The organism is Sinorhizobium fredii USDA 205 (assembly GCF_001461695.1).
Classification (GTDB): Bacteria; Pseudomonadota; Alphaproteobacteria; order Rhizobiales; family Rhizobiaceae; genus Sinorhizobium; species Sinorhizobium fredii.
Genome location: NZ_AUTC01000020.1, coordinates 1 through 9,088 on the forward strand (window position 1 = coordinate 1; position 9,088 = coordinate 9,088).

The window sequence follows — 9,088 nt, forward strand, 5'->3', positions numbered from 1 at the left end:
GTTCCATAATTAAGCTTATGCGATATGTTATATCATTACACACGTCGATCAAATTGCAGCCCAAGGAGCTACCTTCACTGGAACACGATCGATACCGGCCGCGTGGTCGATGCCCTGCGCGAACGGGCAAAGCTGTACCCGAGCACCTGCTTTCCAGCCTGTCGCCCGCTCACCTGGGAGCAGGTGAACCTGACCGGCGATTAGGAAGACAAGCCTGCTCTTGACAAAACCGGCCTCGGCGCCATCCCGTTCGCCCTTCGATCCGCCTATCGTATATCGGTGCCCCTTTAATGTTCAGGGGCCGGTTTGTCAGCACACGATAGAAACCGCTTCAAGCTCAAACCGGCCAGTAAAATGTAAGGCGGCATGGCAAGCGAATAGTGGCCACAGTTTAATTCTAAAATATTTGGCTTAGCTCCGGCGTCCTTCAGCCTCTGCATGAATCTCTCCGACAGCTCTGGCAAGACCACTTTGTCTCTCTTAGCCAACACAACCTGAAGGTCGAGATCACGCTGTGCCAAACGATGCGCGTAATTCTCCATGTTAAGTGGACCCCAAGCCCTTCTTAGATTGCTCAGCTCAATCTCAGGCTCAAGGCTATCGCGTATCAATCGTGTCGCGCGACCCGTCCAAACCATATCCGCAAGACTCCCCGCGGTCAGAAACAGCGAGGCTTTAGACACAGCCGAGTCGTGCGCCGCAATGATCCCCGCGACCCAGGAGCCCAAGCTCATACCGAGAACCGAAATCTCTCGATAGCCTTCGCTCTTCAACCAACGTATGAGTTTTCGCCCATCCCATACTGCCTGCCTTACAGCTTGGATCGTTCGACCGAGATTCGCACTGAGCATATAATCGGCGTGCGAGGAGCCCGGACGTCGGCGCTCGAAATGATAAGGCATAGCAATCTCAACAACCGTGATGCCACGCCGTGAGAAAAATTTGGCAATCTGACGATTTCGCACGGCTGCATTCCAATGGTGAAAAATCACCAATGCCTGTTCAAGCGACCCGCTTTCTGTGATTTTTGCCCAGACGACGTTGTTGTCTTCGACGTCAGTGGAAATGTCAGATGGAAATTTGAGCCACCCGTCTTGCCTTTCAAAACCCTGGTTACTCCCGCCCGGCTCATCGAAATAGGCCGGATCAGTCACGGCCTGGTCCGCAAGAACACAAAACTCCTCGATCGTCGCTACGTTCTTCGCGTCTGGAAACGCGCGTTCCGCGTCAAGGATGAGACCCGTTCTTCGCTTCCCTTCCTCGCCGCGTCGCGCCCGCCTCTCATCCCAACGGTCAAGCCAACTATGATACACTCTGATTGTTTCCTAACTCACTCGCTCGCCATTGCCCAACCCCTGGATCAAACAGGCCGTACATCGCAAGCAGCACTCCAACGCCCATAAGGATTGAAAAGCCAGCGAATACGTCGATCAGCAGGTAGCTAGCAAAGAGTAACGCTACGACCGCCGACATCCTCCACAAAGGAAAATGACACCGACGTCCGACACCTAAACGGATGGAACCGTACAGAAAAACAACACAGGTCGAGATAGCGATAAGTAGGCTGCTGTAATGCGTCGGCATTCTATAGCGAACCCCGTCGCTCACATTGTTGCGTACCTGGAAGGCTGAAAACATATCGCCGACCAACCAAGCCACAATATTCTTTCCATTCGACGTTAGGTAAGAGCTTTGGGCCTTCATGCATATGGCGATCAGAATCCCCAAAACAGTGCATCGAAAAATTCCGCGCATCACCCGCAGGCTGACTTCATTGACTTCGTATGGATAATCCACTCCCGCCCAGTTCTTCGATGCCTCACCAATTTTCCAAAGGTCGTGAACCAACGTATGAAGCAAAATGAGGCCTGCGAAGAACAGATAGAAGCACAGACACATGTAGAGGTAAGCGAGTCCCGTGAATACAATCGACGTCGGCACTGATATGACTTCAGGGCGCACAAGTGCCAGCTTGCCCCAATCGACCGCATAGTTGCCACCGCCGTTGATCAACGGGAGCAAGCAGACGCCGACCCATTGAAATAGACCGGCGAACAATACACAGATGAAAAAGACCGCCCAATATGTGTACGACGAAGCTTCAACGTTGCGCTCCCAAGCGTCGTCGCTTTCCATCCGGTCGGCCTGCGCTACAAGCTTTAAGCGCCCTTCATATTTCCAGAAGACCAGCAGCTCAATTGCGAACGCAAAAAACAGTGGGAGGAGCACCATGAAGACGAATGTCCAATTTGGTGCCCAAAGAAATCCGACCTGCTTAACAATGCCATCCGCACGGCCGTAAGTAGCGTTGTGAATCCCCGTAATATAAGACAAAAACCCAAGAGCGGTGGCACCGGCAAATACCGACGCCGGTAAATCCAAGGGAGATCCGCGACTAAAAAGCGCCTCTGATCTCCTCGCCAAGCTGAAAGGCCGACGCGGCTCCTGGGCGTGCGTATCCTGTGTCAGCTCCGACGGAGACTCCGTCTCATCATCGGCGGTCGCAGTACGCTCCAGATCTGGAGCGTACTGCGCATCGCTGTTTTCCGCTTTCTTTGAATCTCGCCTCTTGGCGGTTAACCGAGATTGCGCCGCGCTAAGTTCTATCTGCCATTCGCTTGTGGCCGCCGGATCATCGCACCCAAAAATCCTTGCCAGCCAACGAATGTTGGCGGTGCTAATTCCCTTGTCGTTCTCTTGAAACCAAAGCTGCACCGTTCGCAGATCGACCCCGATCCGGTTGGAATCGATCTGTGAAATCGCCTCTGCAAGAAGCTCGGGCGTCCATGGGCCTGCGGGAAACCCATCACTTCCCAACGGCCGACCCGCCCCCGCCGCAGCTAGTTGTTTGAACAGCTCTTTGAAATCGCTCCCGTCTTTCGACGGAGGAAGAAAAAACTTTCCATTCTTTATCAACGGCTTACGGGCCCTGATTTCGTTTCGCTTCGCTAGAGTTCGTTTCCTATCGTGCCTCTGCCGTCAATCTACCGCCATTTCTGTTGAACGCAACTTTGTGGCGCTTCCAAGATGAAGCGTGCAACTGCTGGAAGGAGGGATTCTTTTGCGATCGGTGAGGCACTCAACCATGCCAACTTTGTCATCGTCAGCGCTTCGGCGTCCTGTAGAGACCGACAGCTTATCAACTTCGGTGCGGTCGCATAGCAGGGGATTCAATTCTTCAAGACTGCGCACGGCTCTGAGTGCGTTAGCCTCCGACGGTATTTCTTATACAGAAATCGCGTGACCTTCGGTTGGGACAGGACACAAAGAAGAAAGTGCGGCGGAACCTGCGGTTTCCCTTGGTGAGTTGATGGATCCTCATATCGCGGCGCAACTGGCGACTGCGGATGCAGTCGTGCGTGGGATCAATGCAGGGCGACGGGAGAGGTTACGAGCGTCGCCTATGCGCCGCAAGATCAAGGTGGCCGAGCCGCTCAACCGGCGCGCGCGCGCACCCGCACCGCTGTCGGTGTGAACCAAACCGAACAGTCGTATCCCAATAGGAACCCAGGTCATGGAGGTGGCTCCTGTACAGACATATCGCTGAGGGGTTCGTGCGGACCCCACACGCAGAGTGCCTCGCTGAGAACGTCTGCGCCCGATCTAGCGCCTATTGCCGGTCGATCGGCGCCCACAGCACCGACAAGCTTCTCGACTTTGGCGCCGCACGCGCAATCCTGAGAGCGACCGATGAAGCGCTGCACTTCCGGGTGGAAGCTGAGGACTTCGTCATCTTCTCCAGCATCCGGACGCTGTTGCAAGGAAGCCTGGCGACCATCACGACAGTTCCGGATGCAGCCGTCGAGTGGCAGCCCGCTGGCAGCGTGCCCTTCAGAGCGATCCGCGAGCGCCTTGAAAATCGGCAAAACTGGCCGGGCGGACGATAGCCCGGCCGACCTTGTCGAGCCAGCCTTCAGACCGTCAGGATCGAATATCCAGCTGGTTTGCCCGTGCGATTTCCCGGCTCTGTCGCAGCGACCTGCCCTGCAGCGCCCTGGCGCGCTCGTGGACAAGCCGGAGCGAAGCGGCCTGCTCATGGCTTACTCCAAGCGACGACGCGAGGCCGACGACATTGCCTCCCTTCAGGTCTGCTTTCTCTGCTGGAGAGAGCCGTTTGGTGATCGCGAGCGTCACGGTCTCAAGCTCGCGGCGCAGCGTTGGCTCGGCATTCAGTCGACGGACCTGCTCGTGACCTTCGGCGTTCAGCACTTTCGATAGCCCTTCTGACGGTCGTGGAATTTCCATCCGTTGCCGCGCTTGCTCCTCGCGATGCTGTGTCACGATCTGGTGCCGCTCGAAATCCACCGCCAGACCATAATCGGCAAGGGCTGTCGCAAGCCGCGGCGCATGTGCCTCCGCCGTCTGGCGCTCAGGGCTCGGACCCCGCAACCGTTTCCGCCCCTCCCCGGCCATGTCGCCAAGGCCGCCCGCACGAACATCAGTGCCGGCGGCCGCACCGCTTCGCGCATCGGTGATCCGGTCGACAGCTGCGGAAACCGCTTGGCTGCTGCCGAACACCAGCCGCGACAGGTTCTCGATCTCGGCGCGCTTGTCGGCCAGGCGTGACGACGCGCGCAGGCGATCGGCGACCTCCGGCTCGGTTAGGTCGGGCAGTTGCCGCGCTGGCACGAGGGCACCGGATTGCGTGGCAGTCGGATCCTGCAACGGCGCACGACGCACACCGTGACTGCGTTCGTTCTCGGCAATCCCGCGGACAAACTCATCTGCTGCTCGGCGCTGTTCCGGATCAAGATGACCATGCCGCGCCGTCTCCGCCAGAACCGCCTTCATCATGGCTTTCGCTCGCGCCCGGTTGGCGAGATCGGCCGTTCGTAGCCGAAGATCGTCCCGCATGGCGCGAAACGGCTCCCCCTTCTCATCGATGATCGCGGTGGCGATGACGGCGCGCTCGGCGATTGCGAAGTTCCGGTCAAGGCGGCGCCGGGCCAGCGCAATTGCCGCCGCATAACCCGGTTCAATGACCCCTGTCATCGCGGCGTCGGCCGACATTCCGCCGGTCGCGACCGCGTTGGCAGCTCGATCGAGCGTTTTGCGCATTCCGGCGGCTTCGAGCCAGGAGTCCATGACATTGGCCATACGCGATAAGCGATCTGTTCGGCTGAACACCTCGCGATCGACGGCGACACGATTGAGCACGACTGCAAAATGATCCGTGAGCCGCCGACGCGCGCCGTCCGGCGTTTCCACGGCAAGATCGGCCGGCAGACGGTGCGCCGCCGGAAACTCTTGGGTTCCGCGCTTGTCCTGGACCATGGCGCGCGTCGCGACGAATTTCCCGTCCTCCGGCAGAAGGCCGAGATCGCGAGCAGCCTCGACCAGCTTCAAAGCCATGTAGGTCTGCGCAAGACGGCCGGACGCATGGGCTTCGATGTTTCCAGCGGGCCGGCGCTCGGCGTCGCGCACCGCGTTGTCATAGAGTTCCACGAACAGACCCAGCCCATCGGCCTGGCTCTGGAAAATCGTCCGCCCCCGCCGAGAACCCTCGTCGCCGTCGGCGGCGCGGCGTTGCGTGAGCAGATAGTTCACATCCTCGACGGCGCGGGTCCTCACCGCGGCAATCCGATCGTCCGGGGCGTTTCGCTCTTCCATCCGGCTGACCACATAGTCCCAGTCGTCGGCAAAGCTTTGGAGCTCAGGACGTGTCATCGGTCGAGACTGCTCCGCTTCCAGCGCCTGCCTCGCACCGACCGCGCGCGACCAATCCCCGTCCCGCATCTCATTGTCGTAGAGGATCCTGCCGCCGCGTGTCCGCACTTCCACGCGATCCACCAGGCGCTCGCTCTCCAGCTTGTCCAGGCTGACCCGAAGCCCGGTGACGGCGGCGTCATGGACGTGCTGCGGCGGAATTCGCGCCGCGTCGCCCAAACGCAACATCTCCTCGAACCGATAGTTATTGCCCTGCCAGCTGAGGCGCGGGTTGACCGCGACGGCACGGGCTTCGACGTCATAGCCGGCATCACGCGCCACCCCGATCACGCGGGTGACGTTCTCCGGGGTCCGCATCGTGGTCTCGAAGACGATGTTGACCTTTCGCTCCGCGGCGGCGGCCAGCAGCTTCTCCGTCCAGCGACCAGCATCACCTTGAGTAAACTGTGACGCTGTCTCGGGATCTTGCCGCTGGAAGGCAAGGAACTGCGGGTGATAGGAGCGCAGATCGTCGCCGACGATGCGGATTGTCGATCCGTATTGCTCGAGCTCCGCATGGCTCGCGATCAGGACCGCCGTCTTGCCCGCGCCCGGCTGTCCGCCGAGCAGGATGAGCCGCGGGCGCTCTGCTGGCCGCATCGTCTCCGGCAGATAATCGGGCAGAATGTCGTTGCGGAAAATACTCTCGTTCCTCTCCGGCGAGAGCGGGCCGGATGCCTCCGCCACCATTGTCAGAATTCCGCCCAGAAGCGGGCCTCGTCCTGGACGCGCGGACCCCAGAGCGCGATGAGGTTTTCGATTGCATCGCGGTCGCCGGCGCGGATGCTCTGCTGCAGTTCAATGAGCTCCCGCCGGCGCCGGCGCAGTTCCTCTGCCGCGCCGGGCTCCTTGTCTTCAAGCTCGTAGACGCGGGCCGTGACGATGGCGCGCGCCTGGTTGACGATCTCGATGGCGATCTCGGCGCGGACGATCGCGTCGTAGGAGGTTTCCGGTTCAGGCATTTGTTTCTCCTTCTGCTTTCTTGAATATCCTCATCGGGTGACACCGCGGGCGCGATCAATGACGCGCCGCTGACGCTCCGAAATGATCTCCTGACTGCTCTGCAGGCGAACCGTCTGCTGCAAGACCTGCAGCCGATCTCGCATCGCCTCGAAGGCGCGGCGCTGGGCCGGCGACACGCGATTGATGACGTCCTTCTCACCGCGCAGGATGGCGTTTCTGCCGAAGCGCTCATCAAGCGCCCGGCTGACCCCGGCGAATTCCTGGCGGATGCGCGCATCGAGCGAGCCCGCGGCGACGTCGAGCTTCCCGTCCTTCTTCTTTATCTCCGCCGCCAGTCGCTTGAGCGCGTCCTCGGCCGCTTGCGACAGCCCGGGAATGGCGATCGCCATCCGCCGTCGCTCTTCCGCGATGGCCTGGGTCTCGGCATCGACGGCACTGGCATAAGACGCGCCGAGCGAGCGGACACGGCTTGCCACTTCCGGCACCGCCTGCAATGCCTCTTTTCGCTCGCGTCCTGTGGTAAGCAGCTTGTCCATGATGCGGTCGGAGCCGCGTAGCGCACCGTAGGCGGCGGGATCGTTGCTAACGGCCGCCGCGATCCGCTCACTGGCAAAGCCCTTCACGACCAGCTCCTCGATGTTGCCGATCGCGTCTGCTGGATCTCGCCAGACGCGTGTTGCCGTCTCAACGAGGGCGGCGCGGTGGTGTCCGTAGTGAGGAGCGGCGAGCGCTCGCTCCTTCGCTTCATCGGCGACCGTCGTCTTGAACTCCGTGACAGCTGGAAGCATTGGAAGCACGGCCATCGTCTCCTTCCCCCACTCGACACTGGCGCCGGCAACGATCTTCGACCGATCCTGTCTTTCGGCAAGATGCTGTTCCTCGACAAAGCGCCTGATGACGGCGAACAGGCGGGCGAGCTTCTCGCGGCGCTCGGGGGGAATATCCTCCGGCATGCGTTCGAACATATTGCGCTCGGCGACTACATCCGCTTTCGCGGTGAAGGCGCTCCAGCCGAAGCGTGCGGTCAGCGCCTCATTGACGGCCTTGACCTCCTGGACCAGCAAGCGGTCCTCGACGGCATAGGCGAAGGCCGTCTTGTAGGCATCGGCCCCGCCGCGGTCGCAGACCGCCTCGATTTCGACCAGACGCGCCATCGCCGTTTTCGAGAGCGCGGGAACCGACAATGACATATGCGCGCGCCGCTGCTGCTCGCGGATACCGAAGCGCTCCGCCTGCCTGCGGAACTCGGTCGAATGAGCGCGCGCCAGAGGTAGCAATTCCGACACCGCAGCCGTGGCCGCGGTGCGGTCGTCACGCGCGGCGCGGCCATCGACCATCAGGTTGGATCCCCGCAGACGGCCCAGGCGGTCTGGCACAGACCCGAGATTTTCGGCGAGCTTGCGTGGCTCGATGGCGGTGTCCGATGCCAGTGCATTCAGCGCCGACAGCGCGCCATCTGGGTCGAGATAGATTTTCGCCAGCACTGGGCGCAGGACGGCCTCTCGCTCCTTCCACCGCTCCGAGGAGAGCTGAGCAAGACGTGCATCCTCCTCGACACTGCGGGAGAATTTCGTGGTGGGCGGCATCAGATATTTCCCAACCAACGGGATTCCCGCCGAAAAGGATGCGGTCCGTTCCTCGTTATACGAGACACGCCGTTCGCGCTCGATCGCAAAGCCGAGCGCAACGCTCGCCCGCTCCCAAAGCTTCGCCACCTGCCCACGCTTTTCCGCAATCCACGCCAGCCGCCGGGAAACACCCTCCTCCATCCCGGCCGCGACCTCGGCGAGCGTGTCGATACCACGCCGCCGCGCGAAATCGCGGGCGTGCGCTTGATAGACTTCCTCGCTCGCGAAATCGAGCGTCGTCGTCTTGGCGCCGGATCGCCCAAGGCGCTCGACAAGCTGCTTGAACAGTTCCAGCCGATGCCTTTCCCGCTTGATCCTCTCCTGGCGCGCATCGGCGGTTTCGACTCGGTTCGCGGTCCAGACATTGCGCTCGACCTCACGTTCCTCGAGACGCTTCTCGCCTGTTTCCTCGTCGGTGACGGGAATCTTCACAATGACCTTCTCGACACCGTCCTTGCGGAGCGTGACGGTATCGCCCGTCGAGACGCTGCCCTCCTCAAGCGCCTTCGGCAGACTCACGCCCCAAAGTCGATGGACGGTTCCGTCGTCGGTCCTCACATCGGCGTAGGGGCTTTCCTTCGCTTGCCTCTCCTGGGGCCGGAATTTCGCCTCACCAGTTTCAACCAACTCCCCGATGACGCCGGCGGCATGATCGACGCGCGGCTTCCTCCCCCACTCCGGCCTCACCTCGAAGTCCTCTTTCGCCACATAGAGATCGGCGCGGTGGCGATGGCGGGTCATCGCCACATAGGTCAGATGCTGATCCATCATGCCGGTGGCGAGCACGAAGG

General features: G+C 60.7%; 6 protein-coding genes. 1 reads left to right on the plus strand and 5 read right to left on the minus strand.

Annotated features, from left to right (window positions below):
* Positions 1–287: 287 nt before the first annotated feature.
* Positions 288–1,313: an RcgR family putative quorum lactone hydrolase gene (locus N181_RS03135; protein WP_014857699.1), complete on the minus strand. Its 1,026-nt coding sequence runs from the start codon at positions 1,311–1,313 to the stop codon at positions 288–290.
* Positions 1,303–2,916 carry an RcgA family putative transporter gene (locus tag N181_RS03140; RefSeq protein WP_015633565.1) on the minus strand — a complete coding sequence of 538 codons (1,614 nt, stop codon included), beginning with the start codon at positions 2,914–2,916 and terminating at the stop codon, positions 1,303–1,305. The genes N181_RS03135 and N181_RS03140 overlap by 11 nt, the downstream gene beginning before the upstream one ends.
* Positions 2,917–3,539: 623 nt before the next feature.
* On the opposite strand from N181_RS03140, the gene rctB reads away from it, so the two are divergent.
* Entirely contained in the window at positions 3,540–3,887 is a 348-nt protein-coding gene (gene rctB / locus N181_RS03145) for an SMa0974 family conjugal transfer regulator (RefSeq protein WP_420377204.1), read from the plus strand.
* Between the two features lie 34 nt (positions 3,888–3,921).
* On the opposite strand, the gene N181_RS03150 is transcribed toward rctB, so the two are convergent.
* The 3 genes from N181_RS03150 to N181_RS03160 form a co-directional block, all read right to left on the minus strand.
* Positions 3,922–6,396, minus strand: coding sequence for a zeta toxin family protein (locus N181_RS03150; protein ID WP_014857694.1), 2,475 nt, complete (start codon positions 6,394–6,396; stop codon positions 3,922–3,924).
* 2 nt (positions 6,397–6,398) lie between these two features.
* The gene (locus N181_RS03155) at positions 6,399–6,668 is read right to left on the minus strand and encodes a hypothetical protein (RefSeq protein ID WP_014857693.1); all 270 of its coding nucleotides are present in this window, start codon (positions 6,666–6,668) and stop codon (positions 6,399–6,401) included.
* A gap of 30 nt (positions 6,669–6,698) precedes the next feature.
* A partial coding sequence (locus N181_RS03160) for a BID domain-containing protein (protein ID WP_081318973.1) occupies positions 6,699–9,088 on the minus strand: 2,390 nt, incomplete at its 5' end.

Coding starts and splice junctions, on each gene's coding strand:
- N181_RS03150 (WP_014857694.1), bottom strand. CDS start 6,396: ATGGTGGCGGAGGCATCCGGCCCGCTCTCGCCGGAGAGGAACGAGAGT.
- N181_RS03155 (WP_014857693.1), bottom strand. CDS start 6,668: ATGCCTGAACCGGAAACCTCCTACGACGCGATCGTCCGCGCCGAGATC.